An 18,968-nucleotide genomic window follows, 5' to 3' on the forward strand; every position below is an offset into this window, starting at 1 on the left:
AATTGTAACGTTTTATTCTATATCCATTTCATAGCAGTCTGCTTTAGCTTACTGTCATAAATAATACTCAAACCAAATTTCCTTATTCTTCTTTATAAAACTATGCGTCTATTTCTTGTAATCTGCTTATCCATAATTACTTATTCAGTTAATGCACAGGTAAAATTGCTTACACTTGATGATTTGGATAAGCGCATCGCAAACGGAAAAGACACTACTTATGTAATTAATTTTTGGGCTACATGGTGTTCACCCTGTGTGGCTGAGTTGCCAAATTTTGAAAAACTGCGTTTAGCAAATTTACACAAGCCCGTTAAGGTTTTGCTTGTCAGTTTAGATTTTAAATCAAAACTAGAAAAAGCGGTTATTCCATTTGTTCAAAAGAATAAAATTAATGCCGAAGTTTTTCTTTTGAACGAGCCAGATCAACAGCAATACTTAGAAAGGATTGATAAAAAATGGTCAGGTGCAATACCTGCAACACTGTTTGTGAATAAAAAGGTGCGGAGATTTTATGAGAAGGAATTTACCGAAGCTGAATTAAAAGGAACGTTTTTAAGCTTAAAATAGCGCCTCTGGATATTTAAATAAAAAAGGGATAATCACTTATCCCTTTTTACACTCGTCATTGCGAGGTACGAAACAATCCTACAACTATCGCATTAAGATTGTCCAAAAGGGATTGCTTCATTCCTCGTAATGGCGAATCTTTAGTAATCTGTCGAAATTGTAATTGCTTTCCAATCCTGATATTCTTTTGTCAGCGCATCTGTTTTTGTAGTTGCTCTTTGCAAAGCATCTTTTCCCAATAATAAATGAATTGGGGGATTCGGCATACTGGCTAAGGAAATCATTGCTGCAGCTGCCTTTTCAGGATCGCCTGCTTGTGCACCGTCCATCTTTAAATATTTAGCATGTACCGCACGAACATCTTCATAAGCTTCGATTGGATTTTTGGCTAAAACCAACGATTCTGGAGTCAAAAAGCTAGTTCTAAAAGCCCCTGGAGCAACAACAGTTACTTTTATTCCGAAAGCTTTAACGTCTTCTGCCAAAACTTCTGAGAGTGCAATTACCGCTGCTTTTGTAGCCGAATAAACTGCCCAGCCCGTTGCGCCTACAATGCCCGCAATGGAAGCGATATTTATGATGTGGCCAGAGCCTTGTGCTCGTAAATGCGGACTTGCCTTTCTAATTACGTTTAACGTTCCGAAAACATTGACATCAAAACTTTGTCTTGTTTCTCCATCGGTTAGTTCTTCAATACTTCCACCAATGCCATAGCCGGCGTTGTTAATAACGACATCTATTTTTCCGAATTGAGCAATTGTGGCATTAATCGCATGTTCTACACTATTCTCATCGCTAAGATTTACGGCCAATGGAAGAAATTTTTCTGAATTTGAATTTACAGCTTTTGTTAATTCGTTGATGTTTCTAGAAGTTGCCGCTACAGATTGGCCAGCTTTTAACAGTTGATTAACTAAACTTAAACCTAATCCCTTTGATGCACCTGTAACAAACCAAATTTTTTTAATTCCCATAATTTTATCCTTTTTATTAAGACAAAATTACATCGGAATTTAAAATTTAATATTACGCCAATCAAACTGATAGTTACGAAAATCAAACAATTCTGTAAGAAGTTGGGGTATGGTTGGTTAATTTTTTGAAAAAATTATTAAAGTGAGTAGGTTCCTCAAAGCCTAAACAGTAACCAATTTCAGATATATTCCAATCCGTATGTTTAAGTAATGCCTTAGCCTCAGCGATTAATCTCTCGGTTATATAATCTGTAGTTGTTTTTCCTGTAGTTACTTTAATGGCTCTATTCAAGTGGTTTACATGAACGGAGAGATGGGTAGCAAAGTCTTTGGCAGAGCGTAGCGTAAATCTTTGAGAAGGGTTTTCAATTGGGAATTGTCGTTCTAAAAGTTCTGTAAATACGGATGTAATTCTACTATTCGCATCCGGATGTTTGTACAATACTTCAGAAGGATTGGTTTTAAGAGCGAAATGCGTAATCTCAGTTGTGTAATTTCTAAGCAAATCGTATTTGTAAATATAATCGCTATTAATCTCATCAAGCATTTTTAAAAAAATGGAAGATACATGCGCATCCTGTTCTTCATTTAAAATATAGGCAGGTTTGCCACCTACAGCAAACATGGGTAAATCGCCAATATTACCCCTAATTTTTTCAGTAAAAAATGCTTCTGTAAAAATGCAGAAATAACCAGTTACATCACTCATTTTTCCGCTTGCCAATTCCCATGTGTAAGGCACCAGAGGATTAAAAAACATTAATGCGGTTCCATTTATTTCAACACTTTTATCTGCGTAGTGATAAATGTTATGACCACGATTTAGCGTTACCTTGTAGAAATCTCTTCTGTTGTAAGTCATAGGAGCCTTGTTCTCACCAATGCAATCTTCCAATTTGAAAACATTGAAATGTCCCATGCTATTCTGTAAGTTGTCTGGTAGAAAATCAAATTTCTTTTGATAAAATTCTTCGATGGATTCCGATTTGCTCATAAATCAAAGTTACAAAATTCAAACGTTTAATAAAATAATAATGAGGGCGTTTTAACACGCTATCCGCTGTATCCCCGATGAAAAATCGGGGGATGCCGCTGCTATCGTTAACGCAGGCATCAGGATTTGTTATTTCAGTAACAAAAATTAAGTTTTTACATTTAACCCAATCTAGTTAAAAGGAGATTACCATGATAAATAAATTTTGAATTAATATACCGATTGGTATATATTTGTGCTGTCAAATTAACATACCATGACTAAGGCAGAAAAAACAAGAAATTTCATTGTAGAGAAAACGGCTCCGATTTTTAACATGAAAGGTTACGCAGGTACTTCTTTAAATGATATTACTACAGCCACTGGCTTAACAAAAGGTAGTATTTATGGCAACTTCGCAAATAAAGATGAGGTAGCATTGGCCGCATTCGATTATAATTTTGCAAATAACGTTTCGAAAATAGAAGCGGAGATAAGTAAGCAAACCACAACCAAAGGAAAACTCTTAGCGTATGCAAAAATCTATCAAAATTTCTTCATTGGTTCAATTTCTCAAGGCGGTTGTCCAGTTTTGAACACTGCAACCGATGCGGATGATACGCATCCAGCATTGAGAGAAAAAGTATTAAAAGCTGTATTGTCATGGAAAAAAACAATAATAAAACTAGTGGAAGAAGGAGTTGCCAATAAAGAAATTCATCCAGATAATAATTCAGAACAAATTGCTTTAACGGTTATTGCCATGATTGAAGGCGGAATTATGATTTCTCGTTTAACAAAAAAAATAGAGCACTGGAACCTAATTATGGACTCCTTAAAAAAATACATCACTAACCTCGGATAAAAAATTTTACGCTTAAATATACCGATTGGTATAAAATAATAATTATAAATATGAAAACTTCACAAAATACCGTTTTACTTATCGGCGGAACCGCTGGAATAGGTTTAGAAATTGCAAAACAATTAACTGCTTTAAACAATCATGTTATTATAACCGGCAGAAATAAAGAACGCTTAGATGCAGTAAATGCATCGCTTCAAAACGTAACTACAATTCTTTCTGATGTAAGCAAAGCAGAAGATGTAGAGCAATTGGTTGCTGTAATAAAGGCAGAATTTCCACAATTAAATATGGTTATAAATAATGCTGGCAGAGCATTGCTTTACAATTTAGCCGATGAAAATCAGGATGCTTTTGCCAATGCTGAAGATGAAATGCTAACCAATTATCTGTCTATCATTCGATTGAATCAAAAACTCTTGCCAATTCTAAAACAGCAAGATGAATCAGCAATAGTAAATGTTTCTTCGGTTGTGGCTTATGTTCCTGGAATAACGTTGCCTGGTTATGCAGCTAGTAAAGCAGCTTTACATTCTTACACAACCTCACTTAGATTAAGCTTAGAAGAAACTAACGTTAAAGTATTCGAGTTAATGCCTCCATTGGTTGATACCGAATTTTCAAAAGAAATTGGTGGCCATAATGGAATAAAACCCGCTGTTGTTGCAGATGAATTTATAGTGGCTTTAGGCAAAGATGAATTTGAAATTAGGGTTGGAGATACCGCTAAAATTTACGAATTGTTTCGCCAATCCCCAATAGATGCCCTAAATGCGATGAATGCGAATAGAAAAGCTTGGGTAGAATCGGTAAACTAATCAAAGAGCAGGAATGAAAAAGAAAATAACATTTGCATTTATTATGGCCGTTTTTACAACTGGAATCGTAACCTTTGCTGCAATAAGTGTGAATTTAGGTTTTACAGCAAACTTTATGAGCATCTGGTTAAAATCTTGGGGAATTTCCTACGTTGTAGCCATTCCTGCTATATTGTTTATTGCCCCAAAAGTTCAATCATTCGTCGATTATCTTTTTGCAGAGAGCGACAAAAAAAATATAAAATGAAACGAGTAGTTATAACCGGTTTGGGTGCAATAACACCCTTAGGTAACACAGTAGAGAGTTTTTGGTCGAATATTATTGAGGGTAAAAATGGAGTTGGTCCAATTACCAAGTTCGACAGTAACAAGTTTAAAACTCATTTTGCTGCTGAAGTAAAAGATTTTAATCCTGAAGCGTTTCTGGAGAAAAAAGAAGCCAGAAAATTTGACCTTTTTACACAATATGCTATTGCATCAAGCGACCAAGCAATCAAAGATTCTGGACTTGATTTTACCTCAATGGATGATGATCAGTTGGCAGAAGTTGGTGTAATCTGGGCAACTGGAAACGGTGGTATAACCACTTTCGAATCTCAGTTAGAAGAATTTCATGCTGGAGATGGAACACCGAGATTTAGTCCATTTTTTATCCCCAAAATGATAGTTGATATTGCTGCAGGTGCAATTTCAATTCGCCACAAATTGCGTGGGCCAAATTATTGTACCGTTTCTGCTTGTGCATCTTCAAACACAGCAATTATAAATGCTTTTGATACCATTCGTTTGGGAAAGGCAAACGTGATGATTGCCGGAGGATCGGAAGCAGCAATTACCAAATCATCAGTTGGTGGTTTTAACGCAGCTCAAGCTTTATCAAAAAGAAATGATGATTCACAAACCGCTTCCAGACCTTTCGATGCAGATCGAGATGGTTTTGTAATGGGAGAAGGGGCAGGCGCTTTAATTCTGGAAGATTTGGATCATGCTTTAAATCGTGGTGCACATATTTATGCCGAAATTATTGGCGGAGGAATGGCTGCAGATGCTTATCATTTGACAGGAACACCTCCAGATGGAATTGGTGCAGCTTTAGGAATGACCAAAGCTTTAAAAGATGCTGGCATAACTGCCGATAAAATCGATTACATAAATGCCCATGCAACTTCTACGGGTTTAGGCGATTTGAGCGAACTGAACGCAATTAAAACTGTTTTTAATGGCTTGCCCGTTGTTATTGGAGCAACAAAATCTATGACAGGACACTTATTGGGCGCTGCTGGTGCGGTAGAAAGTTTAATCAGCATTCTTGCAATTAAAAATGGAATTATTCCACCAACAATTAATACTTTAAATCTAGATCCAAATATCCCCGCTGGATTAAATATTATTTTAGGAAAGGCAATTAAAAAAGAAATCGACTATGTTTTGAATAACACCTTTGGTTTTGGTGGCCACGTAGCAAGCACAATTTTTAAGAAATACGAAGGTTAACTTATTTATCCATTAAGAGATTTACAATCTCTTTTAATTCTTCAAGTTCTTGCTCTAGTTTCGCAATACGATTTTCCAGCTCATTATTGGGTTGGGAAATTGTTGTTTGTGCTAATTGCTGTTCTGTTTCTATCACATCGGTTTGTTCGCCCAGCAAATGAACAAAGCGAGCTTCTTTCTGTCCAGCTCTTTTGGCCAATTGTTTAACAAAAGGAGATTCCTCATCTGATAGTTTTTGAAGCTGTTCCAATACTTCTTCTATACTTTCAAATTCGTAAAGTCTTCCAGAATTGCTATTAATTTCGCCAGGAGTTAAAGGCCCACGCAAAAGTAAAAGGCAGAGGATGGAAAGTTCTGATGGTACTAAAGGATAAACAATACCAAGATTATGTTTGTATTTAATTACTCTGCTAGAACCGCCTGTTGCAGTGGAAATTAAACCTTTAATTTTTAAAGAATTCAGCGTTAAAATTACCGTTTCTTCATCGTAATTTACCACAGGATTTCTAGAGCTTTTTTGATTGCAAGCAGCTGTTAAACTGTTTAAAGTCATTGGATAATAATCAGGTGTGGTTCTGCTTTTTTCAATTAACGAACCCAAAATACGTTGTTCTTCTGCTGATAAATCAAGTAGTGGTTTAATATCTTCCATTCGATAAAAATAGAAATTGACACAACATTTTGAAAATTATTTTGTTATTGATTTGTTTTGAGTGCTTTAAGCAAAAATATTACAGAATAGAATTATTCTAAATTTCTTAATTACTCTATTTTCAATATTAAGTTTACGAACTTAGAAAAGTATAACCATCTCTAAAATATTTTTTATGCAATCTTCCGATAATAAAAAGAATTCAGGCGATAGCAGGCGTGATTTCCTTAAAAAAAGTTCGTTAATAACTGCCATTGCATTAACGCCGTCGGTTGCTATGAAAGCAGCAGAAAGCCAAGCAGATGAGCGCTTTGCAGAGCTTTTTGAAAAAATTCCGCTTAATGTAACGGTCAATAATAAAGCTTACAAAGCATTTATAGAGCCTAGAGTTACACTATTAGATTATCTGCGGGAAGAACTTCATTTAACAGGTACAAAAAAGGGTTGCGATCATGGTCAGTGCGGGGCTTGTACTGTTCATGTAGATGGTGAAAGAATAAACTCCTGTTTGAGTTTAGCTGTGATGAATGAAGGAAAAAAAATTACCACTATAGAAGGACTTGCAAATGGAGAAGAGTTGCACCCAATGCAACAAGCTTTTATCAAGCATGATGGTTTTCAATGTGGATACTGTACATCTGGACAAATTATGTCGGCTGTAGCTTGCGTAAGAGAGGGGCATACCAATAGCCGTGCTGAAATTAGTGAGTATATGAGTGGGAATATTTGTAGATGTGGTGCTTATCCCAATATAGTTGATGCAATAGTTGAAGTAAAGGAAGGAGGGATGAAAGTATGATCAATTTTCAATATTTAAGAACTACATCAGCTAAATCTGCCCTAGTCTTATTGCAAAAAGGTAAAAATTCTAAATTTCTTGCTGGCGGTACAAATCTAATCGATTTAATGAAAAGAGGCGTAACCGCTCCTGAAAGATTAATAGATATCAATCATGTTCCATTAAAACAAATTGAGTTAATTGGAACAAAAATTCATATTGGAGCAATGGCAACAAATTCTGCTGTTGCTGATCATGCATTGATTAAAGAAAAACTCCCATTACTTTCTTGGGCATTGCAGGCAGGAGCTTCTGCGCAGCTTAGAAACGTGGCAACAGTTGGTGGAAACATGATGCAAAGAACACGTTGTGGCTATTTCTACGATACCGAAATGCCATGCAATAAACGTGAGGCGGGCTCTGGTTGTGGTGCAATTGATGGTTTTAATAGAATGCATGCCATTTTCGGAACTTCTGAAAAATGTATTGCAGTGCACCCAAGCGATATGTGTATCGCCCTAGTTGCCTTAGATGCTGAAGTTGTGCTCTTAAATTCAAAGGGAGAAAGAAAAATCTTATTTAAGGATTTTCATCGCTTGGCTGGTGATACACCTCAATTAGACAATAACTTAAGGCCCGATGAGATGATTGTTCGGGTAGAGATTCCATTAAATAATCTGGCTAAAAACTCTTATTATTTAAAAGTTAGAGATCGAGCTTCTTATGCTTTTGCACTCGTTTCAGTTGCAGCAGGATTAGAACTTTTGAATAATAAAATAGTTAACGTGCGTTTGGCAATGGGTGGCGTGGCACATAAACCTTGGCGATTAACAACTGCAGAAGAATTTTTAAAAGGGAAAGATGCGACAACGGAAAACTTTGAGCAGGCAGCGAAGTTATCTATGACAGATGCAAAGGGATTTGGAGAAAATAACTTCAAATTAAAACTTGCTCCAAATACAATTATTGAGGCCTTGAATCTTGCAAAATCAAAAGCGTAGTTATGGAAAATCGAATTTTAAAGGATGAAAACGATCGCGTAGACGGGTTTTTGAAAGTTACAGGCGGTGCGAAGTATTTTGCAGAATATGAATTGCCCGGTTTAACTTATGGAGTATTGGTTACAAGCACCATTACAAAAGGGAAAATTACTGCGCTAGATACAAAGGCTGCTGAAAAGGCGCCTGGAGTTATCGCTGTACTTTCTCATTTAAATAAACCATCTGCACCTGCATACGAGCAGGAGGGCGGCTCACAAATGAAAATCTTTTACACGGATAAAATTTTTTATAATGGTCAGCCGATTGCTATTGTTGTTGCAAATACTTTTGAAAGAGCAACTTATGCCGCTTCTTTAGTAAAGGCGACGTATGCAAAAGAAGAGTTCAATACCAATTTAGATAAAGCACTAAAGAATTCAAAAGCAAAGAAACTTCAAGGTCAGCCAGATTATAAGCGTGGAATAGAAAATGCCTATAAAACTGCTGAAATTAAAATTGAACAACAGTATATTCTACCAATCGAAACGCATAACCCTATGGAATTGCACGGGATTATTGCCGACTGGAGACCAGCAAATAAAGTAACTGTTTACGCAAAAACACAAGGTGTTAAGGCTACACAGGGCACAATTGCAAATGTTTTTAAAATCCCAATAGAGAACATTCAGGTAAACTCTGAGTTTGTTGGCGGAGGTTTTGGAATGGGCTTAAGAACTTGGCCTTTGGAAATTGCTACGGTAATGGCTTCTAAGCATATTGGTAAACCTGTAAAACTCGTAATCACCAGAATGCAAATGTTTACAATGGTTGGTAATCGTCCTACAGCAATCCAGAAAGTAGGTTTGGGCGCTACAAAAGATGGCAAGTTAACTGGCATTACACATACTGCCTTTGGAGAAACTGCCTCGTATGAAAACTTTACAGAGGGTGTTGTAAACATGGCAAAGTTTATGTACCAATGTGATAACGTAAATACTTCATACACAATTGTTCCGGTAGATTTGGGTGTACCTATTTGGATGCGTGGCCCTGGTGAAGCAACTGGAGCCTTTGCATTGGAGAGCGCTATAGATGAATTGGCGCACGAATTGGATATGGATCCTTTGGATTTTAGAATTAAGAATGATCCCGAAATGGATCAGCAAAAAAATAAACCTTTCTCCAGCAAAAATATTAAGGAAGCTTATAAACTTGGTGCTGAAAAGATAGGCTGGGGCAAAAGAAAAAATAAGCCTGGAAGCTTAATTGAAGGATCTTGGCAAACTGGTTATGGTGTAAGCGTTGGTGTATTTAATGCCAATAGAGGCAAAGCCAGCGTAAAAGGAATCTTAAGAGCAGATGGAACTTTGCTCCTTCAAAGTGCAACAAGCGATATCGGTCCTGGAACTGGAACCGGAATGGGGTTAATCGCAAGCAAACTCCTAAACATCCCGACAAGCAAAATAACATTCGAACTTGGAGATTCGTCTCTTCCACCTGCACCAAGTCAGGGCGGTTCGGCAACATTATCTACTATTGGCTCTGCTGTAAATGATGTTTGTGTTGCGTTAAAATCAACCATTGCAGAACTTGCGGCAAACTCGAATATGGATGCAACTTCGAACTTTGTTGATGTGCTTAAGAAAAATAAACTCCCCTCTGTTGAAATAACCAAAGAAAGCCAGAGCGGTAAGGAACGCGATAATTATTCTATGTACTCTTTTTCAATTCACTTTGTGCAAGTAAAAGTTCATAGTTTAACAGGAGTTGTTAAAGTAAGTAAAATTGTATCTGTAGGAGATTCTGGTAAAATTGTAAGTTCAAAAACAGCTAGGAGCCAGATGGTTGGTGGCGCTGTTGGCGGAATTGGAATGGCACTAACAGAAGAAGCCATCGTAGATCATCGATATGGAAGGTACATTAATAACAACTTTGCCGATTATCATGTACCAGTTAATGCAGATGTTCCAGAAATTGATGTAATTTTTATTGATAAGCCAGATTTTTTAGTTAACCCAATGGGTGCTAAAGGGATGGGAGAAATTGCGCTGATTGGATTTTCAGCAGCCGTTGCAAATGCGGTTTTCAATGCAACAGGCAAAAGAATTCGTAATTTGCCAATTACTCCAGATAAAATTTTAGCGTAAAAAAATATTGAGTAGATATAAAAAAAGCGAACCTTTTGGTTCGCTTTTTTTATGAGCTTAAAACTTCTTATTTCTTGTAAGTTGCTGCTAATTTTAATGCGTTGTAAGCATTAACAATTCCACCACTCACACATAAATCAGAGAAAGGAACTGAAACACTTTGAGCATCTGGGCCTTCACCTTTTTTGTATGAAACATTGTGATTTATTTTAACAACTGATTTCATGATGATGTCTTTAACTTCAACAGCAGTTAATTTCGGATAGTAAGAACGAATTAAAGCGGCTAAGCCAGCAACCACAGGAGATGCCATACTTGTTCCATTTTCTTCTTTGTATTTTGAGCCTGGAACAGTTGAGTTTATATTTACTCCAGGAGCAAAAACATCAACTTGAGTTTTACCGAAATTAGAAAAACTTGCTTTCAAAGTCTCATCATCTTTCCAGCCAGAAGCGCCAACGGTAATCCATGAGCTTGCAACTGTTCCATCCAAATACTTACTATTTGGAAAATTGTTTTCAACTTCTAAATCTTTATTATCATTACCAGCTGCATGCACTAAAAGTACATCTTTAGAAACTGCATATTTTACAGCTTCATCTACAGTTGCTTTATCCCAGCTGTACGATTTACCAAAGCTCATGTTGATTACTTTTGCACCATTATCAACAGCGTAACGAATGGCATTCGCAACATCCTTATCTCGTTCATCTCCATTTGGAGTACAACGAACACCCATAATTGCAACATTATCTGCAACGCCCATAATACCCAATTTGTTGGTTCTATCGGCTCCGATAATTCCCGAAACATGAGATCCGTGTAATGCATCTGGACCAGCAACATCATTATTCCCATAGAACTTTTCTTTGCTATTGTTAGGGTCATCTCCAACAATTCCGCGAGGATCGTAGTCTACGTTTAAATTATAATTTGCCTGTTGAGTATAATATTTTAAACCTTCAAGAATCTGATCGTTATAAAACTCAGTAAAAGTCATGTCTTTTAGAGCACCGGCTACAGCATTCTGAATTCTGCCTTCAACCGGAGTTTCTGGTTTAAATTTGGCGAAATCATCAGCAGTTGGAACCTCTTTTCCGATTTTTTTAACTACTGCATCCAGAGCATTTTTAAAACCTGTTATGCCAGATAAATTTGCTTTAGCTTCTCCAAGTTGTTGTTCTAAATCTGCTCTTTCTTTTTTAAATGCTTCGAAATCTTTTTTGTCTTTTTCTGCAACATTTGCATCCGTTGTGCTGGCAAACCTAACCTGATCACGGCGAACCAAACGGGTTAATTCTAATGTTTCGTAGTTGATAGATTCTTTAGCACCACCTAAAAAGTTCCACCCATGGATATCGTCGATGTAACCATTTTTATCATCATCTTTACCGTTACCTGCAACTTCTTTCGCATTTACCCACATAACACGCTTTAAATCTTCGTGTTGAGCATCTACGCCTCCATCATTAACGGCAACAATAACTTTAGTTGATTTTTTGCCTTTCAAAAGTTCTTTATATGCTTTTTCTGTACTGATACCAAAAGTTGTATCTGTTTTAAGATCAAGATTTTGCCAGTTGACCTTTTGTGCAGAAGCCATAAAAGGTAAAGCACTAACCACTGTAATATTCAACAGGGTTTTAAAAATTCTACTCTTATTCATTTGTGTATTTTTTGTATTTAACGTCGAAAGATAATTTTAATTTTTGAAATAAATAAATTCTGTTAAAAATCAATGCAAAAGCGCATTTAATTGTTGGATTAAGATTATAGAAGAGCAAAAAAAATCCCGAGTGTTTTGCACTCGGGATGAATTAGTTTATTTGAAATCTATTTTAAGTCTAAAGCTAGTTTCTTAGCTTTCTCCGTATGTCCTTCAATCACTTTTAAGGTATTTGTTGCCCAGCTTTTAATCGCTTGGTCTCTATTTGAAGTTCCTTGTTTAAGGAGCTCAACTGTTTTTTCATGATCAGTAACCATCATATCGATATAGTGCTTATCAAAATCCGATCCTGTCATTTTTTTCATTTCATCTAGATGCATCTGTTCTTCTGCAGGCAATCCATCTGGAGTAATCACTTTTTTATCAACAGCAATGGCTTTTAATTCGCTATTTGCTTGAGTATGATCCGTAAGCATTTGGCTTGCAAAACTTTTAACTTCGGCACTTTTTGCATTTTTAAGCGCAATTTTCGCAGCCTCCACTTCCATAATTCCGCCAACGGCAGCTTTCTTTAAAAAGGTAGATCCTTCTTCATCTAATCCGCTTTGAGTACTTTCAGATCCTACAACGTGGTTTCCGTTAACCATATTGGTATCGCCTTGAACACTATCTTTCGTTGTTGATGATTTTTTATCTGCGCTTTGGCACGCTTGAAACGTTAGCGCACAGCTTAGTGCAAATCCGATATAAAATATCCTTTTCATGCTTTTTTAGTTTTGATGTATTTACAAAACAAGGTTGCATGCAAAAGGTTTTTTCAAAGAAAATTATAGAGTTTAGGATGGATCGATATCATATACATTTGAAACTGTTATGCCCATTTGCCTTTCTGGATTTTCTAGGGCAGAGAAACCAAACTGCTCATATAAGCCATGTGCATCAAGAGTTGCCAATTGGTAACGGCGGAGCCCTTGAAGATCTGGATGAAAAATCATAAAAGCCATTAGTTTTTTTGATAACCCCAAGCCTCTAAATTCCTGTTCAACATAAACATCGCAAAGCCATGCAAAGGTTGCCTTATCGGTAATCCAACGAGCAAAGCCAACCTGTTTAGTGCCTTTGTAAATGCCGAAACATAAAGAATTATCTATAGAACGCTTAACGGTTTCTAATGGGATATTTTTTGCCCAATAAGATTCTTTGCTCAAATAATGGTGAATAGAATCTATTTGAAGCAGTTCTTTTTTATCTGAAAAAACAAATCCGTTTTCTGTAATTTCCACTTGAAGTTTAATTAATTATCGAAGTGTTTAACTGTTTAATCGGTTAATTTTTGTGCCCATTAATCGATCACAAAATATCTTTTATTTTAATTGCGCATATTAATAAACTGAAGTGGCTGACCAAAATCTTCAGCTCTACAAACATTCATTACGGCTTGCAGATCATCAATTTTTTTGGCAGTAACACGTACTTGATCATCCATAATTGCGGGTTGAACTTTTAATCCGCTTGCTTTAATTTTGGCAACAACTTTTTTGGCTGCTTCTTTATCCAAACCTTCCTTAATGGTTATTTCCTTGCGGAGCATGTTTCCTGAGGCAATGGTTTCTTTTCCAAAATCCAAACTTTTTGGGTCTAAATTTTGTTTCATCATGCGTGTGATTATAGAATCTGTAATCGCCTTTAAACGCATATCATCTTCAGTAACGATGGTTACAACATTTGTTTTTTTATCCAAATCTACAGTACTTTTCGAGCCGTTAAAATCGAAACGGTTTAAAATTTCCTTTTTGGCATTATTAATGGCATTATCAAGTGTTTGCGCATCAACTTTACTTACAATATCAAAAGAAGGCATGTTTTTAGCTTTAAAGTAAAAAAATAAGTAGATTTAAGATAAATTAAATCGACTCCACAAAAAAACGAAAAATAATATGAAAACCACTAAATCCAAGTCTCTAAAAAAGGTTGCCAAGAAAGAAGTTAAGAAACAGTTAGAACAATCTATCACCGATAAGTTTTTGGATGTTATTAAAAGCTTAGGTCATGATGTATCTGATATTAGCAGTGAGGTGGGCAAAGCGAGTAAACGTGTGGCTAAAAAGTTAACCAAAAAATTTACGGTAATCAAAGCCGATGTTGGTCAGAAAATTGATGAATTGGTTAAATCCTCTAAATCAGTCAAAAAAGAAATTAAAAAGCCTGTAGTTAAAGTTGTTAATAAAGCAGAAAAATCTGCACAAAAGGTTGTAAAGAAGGCAGTAGCAAAATCTAAGCCTGTTGTGCAAAGTGTAAAAGTAGGTGCCATTGCAACCGCCGAAAAGGCCGAAAAAGCAATAGCTAAACCTGTTGCTAAAGCAACAACAGCAGTTAAAAAAGCCGTTGCTACGCCAGTTGCAGAATCCAAAACAGTGGTTAAGAAAGCAGTTGGTGCTGCGAAAACAAAAGTTGCTACAGTTAAAAAGGCACCAGTTAAAGCAGCCTCAACTGCAAAACAAGTTGCACCTAAGGCAGTAGCAAAAGCAACAACAGTTGCTAAAAAGATTGTTAAGCCAGCGGTAAAAAAATAAATTTGTTAACGTTAATACGCAAATGAATTAACATCGAGTTAACAAATTAATGTGCAGTTTTGAGACATCCCTGTTTAGGCAGGGATTTTTATTTTTTTAGATGAGCAAGAATAAGTTACCATTTTTTAATCGCGAGATAAGTTGGTTGTATTTTAATGAACGTGTGTTGCAAGAAGCAGCCGATGAAACCGTACCACTTATTGAGCGTATCAAGTTCCTATCTATATTTTCATCCAACTTAGAAGAGTTTTATCGTGTTCGAGTAGCCACCATGACTAGGCTAACCAATCTAAACGAAAAGGCCAAAGCATTATTAGGATTCAATCCTAAAAAAATTCTTAATGAAATTAAAAATATCGTTGTAAAGCAAGAGCGGAAATTCGATCAGCTTTTTCAGGCAACGTTAATCAATGAACTTGCCCAAAACAGAATCTTCATTTTAAACGATACCCAGCTTAACGTAAGTAGAGGTGAGTTTGTTAAAAATCATTTTCGTGATAAAATTCTCTCCAACTTAGTTCCGATTATGTTGGATATGGATAAGCCTTTTCCTGAACTTAAAGATAGATTTCTCTATTTCTTCGTAAAATTATCTCGTACCGATACGAAAGTAAAAGAGAAATATGCATTGATTGAAATGCCTCCAAGCCTGCCTAGATTTTTGGTTCTTCCCGAAACAAACGATTTAAAATTTATAATTCTGGCAGAAGATATTATTCGATATTGCCTCGATGATATATTTTACGTTTTTACTTATGATAATTTAGAAGCGTACTCCATTCAGTTAACTAGAGATGCCGAGCTTGATATTGATAAAAATATCAACGATAAATTTATTGAAGATTTAAAAAGCAGTTTAGAGAAACGTAAAAAGGGTAAGCCAATGCGTTTGCTTTATGATTCTGCCATGCCTTTGAACATGCTTACGGTTTTGGTCAATAAATTAAAACTTGAAGCCGAAAGTCTAATTCCAGGTAATCGTTATCATAAGTTCGGAGATTTCATCGCATTCCCAAATGTAGGTAAAAAAGAACTTGAATATACACCAAATGTGCCTTTGAAGGTTCATGGTTTACACAGAACTGAAAGTGTATTTGCAAAGGTTGCACAACGAGATTATCTAATTAACTTGCCTTATCAATCTTACGATTATATTATTTTATTTCTTCGTGAGGCTGCAATAGATCCAAAAGTTACAGAGATTCAAATCACACTTTATCGCCTTGCAGAGAATTCTAAAGTAATTAATGCCTTGATTAACGCGGCCAAAAATGGCAAAAATGTTTCTGTAGTATTAGAGCTAAAAGCTCGATTTGATGAGCAGGCAAACATATTTTGGACTTCCCGTTTAATGGAAGAAGGTGTTAAGGTAAATTATGGTTTAACAGACTATAAAGTGCACTCAAAAATATGTTTGGTTAAGCGGATAGAAAAAGAGAAACCAGTATACTATGCCAATTTAGCTACGGGAAACTTTAACGAAAAAACTGCTGGCCTATATTGCGATCACAGTATTTTTACTGCTAAAAAGGAAATCACCAATGATTTAGTCAAGCTATTTGATGCCTTAAGCAAAAGAACTGTAACCAAAGGTTTTAAACATTTAATTGTTTCGCCCTTAGAAAGCAGATCGAAATTAACCAATTTTATTAACCGCGAAATTAGAAATGCAAAGCAGGGAAAACTGGCCTACATTTTACTAAAAGTAAATAGTTTGGCTGATGAAGGTATTATTGCCAAACTTTATGAAGCAAGTAATGCGGGCGTTAAAATTCAATTGATTATAAGAGGGATTTGTTGTTTAGTTCCTGGTGTTAAGGGTTTCAGTGAGAATATTACGGCAATAAGTATTATAGATAAATTTTTGGAACATGCCCGTGTTTACATCTTCAGTAATAATGGAAAAAACGATATGTACCTTTCCTCTGCAGATTTGATGAGCAGAAATTTTGAGCATAGGGTAGAAGTTGGTTTTCCGGTTTTAGATCCAGATGTTAAACAGGAAATTCAGGATATCATTGATCTTCAATTACAAGATAATACCAAATCCAGACAGATAAATGCCCTCAACAATAATAAGTACCATAAAAACAGATTGAGTAAAAAGATAAGAGCGCAGATTGATATTTATAACTATTTAAAAACCAAGCACCAATAGAATGTTAAGATACGCAGCTATAGATATCGGATCAAACGCGGTTAGACTACTTATTGCAGATATTAGTAAGCAAGACGGGAAATACAAATACAAGAAAAACACACTCATTCGTGTTCCACTTCGTTTGGGCGATGATGCTTTTTTAGATCAGCATATTTCTGCTAAAAAATCCGGAGATTTGGTTAAAACAATGATGGCCTTTAAAGATTTAATGGACGTTTATCATGTAACCGAATATTTGGCCTGCGCTACATCTGCCATGCGTGAAGCTCAAAATGGTGCTGAAATTGTAAAACTAATTAAGGCTGAAACGGATTTGGATCTTGAAATTATTGAAGGCCAGCGTGAGGCGAATATTATTTATGCCAACCACATTGAAGCCGAGTTAGATGAAAATAAAACCTATCTCTATATTGATGTTGGTGGGGGTAGTACGGAGCTTTCTGTTTTTGTAAAAGGTGTTCCAGAAGCTTCTCGGTCGTTTAATATCGGTACTATTCGCATGCTTGATAATCAAGATAAAGAAGAAACTTGGGAAGAAATGAAAACTTGGGTAAAGGAGAATACCAAAAATTACAAAAATTTGGCTGGAATTGGCACTGGAGGAAATATCAATAAACTTTTCCGAATGTCTGATGAGAAAGATAATGCTCCGTTGTCCTTACAGAAGCTAAATTCGATGTATAATAAGTTAACGAGTTATTCTTTAAAGGAAAGAATTCATAGTTTGGGTTTAAATCCAGATCGTGCGGATGTAATTATTCCGGCTTGCGAAATCTACTTAACCTTAATGAAGTGGACAGGAATTAAACAGATTTTTGTACCTAAGGTCGGAATGGCTGATGGTATAATTAAGCTGTTAATTGAAGAGAAGTTGGATTAAATTTGATGGTACGTGGAGACACGTACCATGGCGTTAGGTTTTTGTGTGAATAAAGACTTTTTAATTAATTAATATTTATTCGAATAACACCCCACCTTGCAGGCACCCCTCTGGGAGAGGGGAATTTTCCCTTCAAAGTTTTAGGCAATTTGCAATTCTCCTCTTTTAGAGGGGTGGTCGCAGACCGGGATGTTCTTTTTTAAACTAAACTATCACAAAACATCCTCTCCATCATATGCCATTCTTAAAAACTGCCTTGCTTCTTCGTTAAAATCGTCTTCTAGATAAATCCTTAAGTGATGGTTATATTGAGAAGTTCCGGGAACTTGAGCGATTTTACTAAAACAAAAATTATCGTTAAAGGGCTTTGAAAAAGGAATAACCACATGGATAAAATTTTTGCCTAACTGTGTGATATAAGCAAATTTATGTTTTCCTTCTAGAGCAATCATCGATTTTAGGGACACAATATTTATAGAGCCAAACTGCTCCAACTCGGAAATAAAAAAACGGAATAACCCTAAGGTATATTCCGTTTTTCCATCTAAAAAATCTGTTAATTTTTTATCATTCATCATCATAAACCCATCACTTTGATTGGTTATTATAACCTAGCCTTCCAATAACTTAGTAGCTGCTTCATCAACAAACCAAGTTAATTTACCATCAATTGGATCGATTAATTGCGAAGGGTAGGTCTCAAAATCTTTCACTTCATCGCCAATAACGTGTTTTATCGCATCTGCTTTATTATCTCCAAAAACCAAGAAAGCAACATTTTCTGCTTTGTTAATTAAAGGCGCCGTTAAACTAATTCTGTAAGTATTTAGCTTTTCTACAAATACTGATGAAACTGTAGCTTCTTCGTCTTTAACTAAAGTTGTATGAGGAAAAATTGAAGCCGTGTGCCCATCATCACCCATGCCCAAAAGTATAAAATCGAAGACAATATCGCTTCCATTAAAATGCTTATCTATTGTTTTTTTATACTCGATAGCAGCCTTTTCTGGTGCTAAAGTGGTATCAATATAAAAGATATGATCAGGAGCAGTTCCAAGTCCTTCGAAAAGACTTTTCTTGGCCATTAGGCCGTTGTAATTTTCATCATCAGCAGGAACATTGCGCTCATCACCAAAAAAGAAATAAACTTTTTCCCAATCAATTCTGTCCTTACATTCAGTAGAAAGTATTTTGTAAAGTCCTTTTGGAGAACCACCACCGGTTAAAACAAAATTAAATCGATCATTTTCTTCTATCGAAACTTCAGCGATTTTTATGATATAATCTGCTAAATCTTGATTTAATTCTTCTGGTGTTTTGTATATGAGTAGATTCATTTTTTATAGGTAACGTCATTGACAAGCACGAAGCAATCTTAAAACAATCGCTTTTATAAGGCAATAAGATTGCTTCGTGCCTCGCAAATAACGAATTAAG

At 35.8% G+C, this 18,968-nt stretch carries 20 protein-coding genes; 11 read left to right on the forward strand and 9 right to left on the reverse strand.

Annotated features, from left to right (window positions below):
* The first annotated feature begins 102 nt into the window (after window positions 1-102).
* Window positions 103-570, forward strand: coding sequence for a TlpA disulfide reductase family protein (locus tag H7U22_RS08480; RefSeq protein ID WP_187070915.1), 468 nt, complete (start codon window positions 103-105; stop codon window positions 568-570).
* Window positions 571-710: 140 nt separating this feature from the next.
* Here H7U22_RS08480 and H7U22_RS08485 read toward each other — a convergent pair whose 3' ends face one another.
* Both H7U22_RS08485 and H7U22_RS08490 read right to left on the reverse strand, forming a co-directional pair.
* Window positions 711-1,544, reverse strand: a complete 834-nt coding sequence (locus H7U22_RS08485; RefSeq protein WP_187070916.1) for an SDR family NAD(P)-dependent oxidoreductase — start codon at window positions 1,542-1,544, stop codon at window positions 711-713.
* A gap of 82 nt (window positions 1,545-1,626) precedes the next feature.
* The gene (locus H7U22_RS08490) at window positions 1,627-2,538 is read right to left on the reverse strand and encodes a helix-turn-helix domain-containing protein (protein WP_187070917.1); all 912 of its coding nucleotides are present in this window, start codon (window positions 2,536-2,538) and stop codon (window positions 1,627-1,629) included.
* Window positions 2,539-2,794: 256 nt separating this feature from the next.
* On the opposite strand from H7U22_RS08490, the gene H7U22_RS08495 reads away from it, so the two are divergent.
* Genes H7U22_RS08495 through fabF form a run of 4 tightly spaced genes read left to right on the forward strand, consistent with a single transcriptional unit; the run spans window position 2,795 to window position 5,694 of the window.
* Window positions 2,795-3,382: a TetR/AcrR family transcriptional regulator gene (locus H7U22_RS08495; protein WP_187070918.1), complete on the forward strand. Its 588-nt coding sequence runs from the start codon at window positions 2,795-2,797 to the stop codon at window positions 3,380-3,382.
* A 50-nt stretch (window positions 3,383-3,432) separates the two neighbouring features.
* Window positions 3,433-4,200 (forward strand): SDR family oxidoreductase, encoded by a 768-nt coding sequence (locus H7U22_RS08500; RefSeq protein WP_187070919.1) that lies wholly within the window; start codon window positions 3,433-3,435, stop codon window positions 4,198-4,200.
* A 13-nt stretch (window positions 4,201-4,213) separates the two neighbouring features.
* Window positions 4,214-4,447: a DUF2798 domain-containing protein gene (locus H7U22_RS08505; protein WP_187070920.1), complete on the forward strand. Its 234-nt coding sequence runs from the start codon at window positions 4,214-4,216 to the stop codon at window positions 4,445-4,447.
* The gene (gene fabF, locus H7U22_RS08510; protein ID WP_187070921.1) at window positions 4,444-5,694 is read left to right on the forward strand and encodes a beta-ketoacyl-ACP synthase II; all 1,251 of its coding nucleotides are present in this window, start codon (window positions 4,444-4,446) and stop codon (window positions 5,692-5,694) included. Before H7U22_RS08505 ends, fabF begins: the two co-directional genes overlap by 4 nt.
* 1 nt (window position 5,695) lies before the next feature.
* Here fabF and H7U22_RS08515 read toward each other — a convergent pair whose 3' ends face one another.
* The gene (locus H7U22_RS08515; RefSeq protein ID WP_187070922.1) at window positions 5,696-6,346 is read right to left on the reverse strand and encodes a YceH family protein; all 651 of its coding nucleotides are present in this window, start codon (window positions 6,344-6,346) and stop codon (window positions 5,696-5,698) included.
* Window positions 6,347-6,521: 175 nt separating this feature from the next.
* Here H7U22_RS08515 and H7U22_RS08520 point away from each other — a divergent pair, with 175 nt between their 5' ends.
* The 3 genes from H7U22_RS08520 to H7U22_RS08530 are packed head-to-tail and all read left to right on the forward strand — an operon-like array spanning window position 6,522 to window position 10,251.
* Complete coding sequence (locus H7U22_RS08520; RefSeq protein WP_187070923.1) at window positions 6,522-7,145, forward strand: (2Fe-2S)-binding protein; 624 nt, start codon at window positions 6,522-6,524, stop codon at window positions 7,143-7,145.
* Complete coding sequence (locus H7U22_RS08525) at window positions 7,142-8,125, forward strand: FAD binding domain-containing protein (protein WP_187070924.1); 984 nt, start codon at window positions 7,142-7,144, stop codon at window positions 8,123-8,125. The genes H7U22_RS08520 and H7U22_RS08525 overlap by 4 nt, the downstream gene beginning before the upstream one ends.
* A gap of 2 nt (window positions 8,126-8,127) precedes the next feature.
* The gene (locus H7U22_RS08530) at window positions 8,128-10,251 is read left to right on the forward strand and encodes a xanthine dehydrogenase family protein molybdopterin-binding subunit (RefSeq protein WP_187070925.1); all 2,124 of its coding nucleotides are present in this window, start codon (window positions 8,128-8,130) and stop codon (window positions 10,249-10,251) included.
* Window positions 10,252-10,318: 67 nt separating this feature from the next.
* Here H7U22_RS08530 and H7U22_RS08535 read toward each other — a convergent pair whose 3' ends face one another.
* From H7U22_RS08535 to H7U22_RS08550, 4 genes are all read right to left on the reverse strand, one after another.
* Complete coding sequence (locus H7U22_RS08535) at window positions 10,319-11,917, reverse strand: S8 family peptidase (RefSeq protein ID WP_187070926.1); 1,599 nt, start codon at window positions 11,915-11,917, stop codon at window positions 10,319-10,321.
* Between the two features lie 167 nt (window positions 11,918-12,084).
* Window positions 12,085-12,681 (reverse strand): DUF4142 domain-containing protein, encoded by a 597-nt coding sequence (locus tag H7U22_RS08540; RefSeq protein WP_187070927.1) that lies wholly within the window; start codon window positions 12,679-12,681, stop codon window positions 12,085-12,087.
* Between the two features lie 72 nt (window positions 12,682-12,753).
* A complete protein-coding gene (locus H7U22_RS08545) occupies window positions 12,754-13,200 on the reverse strand; it encodes a GNAT family N-acetyltransferase (protein WP_187070928.1) in 447 nt (148 codons plus the stop codon).
* Between the two features lie 86 nt (window positions 13,201-13,286).
* Entirely contained in the window at window positions 13,287-13,778 is a 492-nt protein-coding gene (locus H7U22_RS08550) for a YajQ family cyclic di-GMP-binding protein (protein ID WP_187070929.1), read from the reverse strand.
* A 76-nt stretch (window positions 13,779-13,854) separates the two neighbouring features.
* Between H7U22_RS08550 and H7U22_RS08555 the strand changes: the two genes are divergently transcribed.
* The 3 genes from H7U22_RS08555 to H7U22_RS08565 all read left to right on the forward strand — a co-directional run bounded on the left by H7U22_RS08555 (window position 13,855) and on the right by H7U22_RS08565 (window position 17,531).
* Window positions 13,855-14,490 (forward strand): hypothetical protein, encoded by a 636-nt coding sequence (locus H7U22_RS08555; RefSeq protein ID WP_187070930.1) that lies wholly within the window; start codon window positions 13,855-13,857, stop codon window positions 14,488-14,490.
* Between the two features lie 100 nt (window positions 14,491-14,590).
* A complete protein-coding gene (ppk1, locus tag H7U22_RS08560) occupies window positions 14,591-16,648 on the forward strand; it encodes a polyphosphate kinase 1 (RefSeq protein ID WP_187070931.1) in 2,058 nt (685 codons plus the stop codon).
* A gap of 1 nt (window position 16,649) precedes the next feature.
* Window positions 16,650-17,531 carry a Ppx/GppA phosphatase family protein gene (locus tag H7U22_RS08565; protein ID WP_187070932.1) on the forward strand — a complete coding sequence of 294 codons (882 nt, stop codon included), beginning with the start codon at window positions 16,650-16,652 and terminating at the stop codon, window positions 17,529-17,531.
* 212 nt (window positions 17,532-17,743) lie between these two features.
* Here H7U22_RS08565 and H7U22_RS08570 read toward each other — a convergent pair whose 3' ends face one another.
* Both H7U22_RS08570 and pgl read right to left on the reverse strand, forming a co-directional pair.
* Entirely contained in the window at window positions 17,744-18,112 is a 369-nt protein-coding gene (locus H7U22_RS08570; RefSeq protein WP_248284704.1) for a DUF5655 domain-containing protein, read from the reverse strand.
* A gap of 30 nt (window positions 18,113-18,142) precedes the next feature.
* Window positions 18,143-18,868, reverse strand: a complete 726-nt coding sequence (pgl, locus tag H7U22_RS08575; protein WP_187070933.1) for a 6-phosphogluconolactonase — start codon at window positions 18,866-18,868, stop codon at window positions 18,143-18,145.
* Window positions 18,869-18,968: the final 100 nt, after the last annotated feature.

The organism is Pedobacter fastidiosus, from assembly GCF_014306625.1.
Lineage (GTDB): Bacteria > Bacteroidota > Bacteroidia > Sphingobacteriales > Sphingobacteriaceae > Pedobacter > Pedobacter fastidiosus.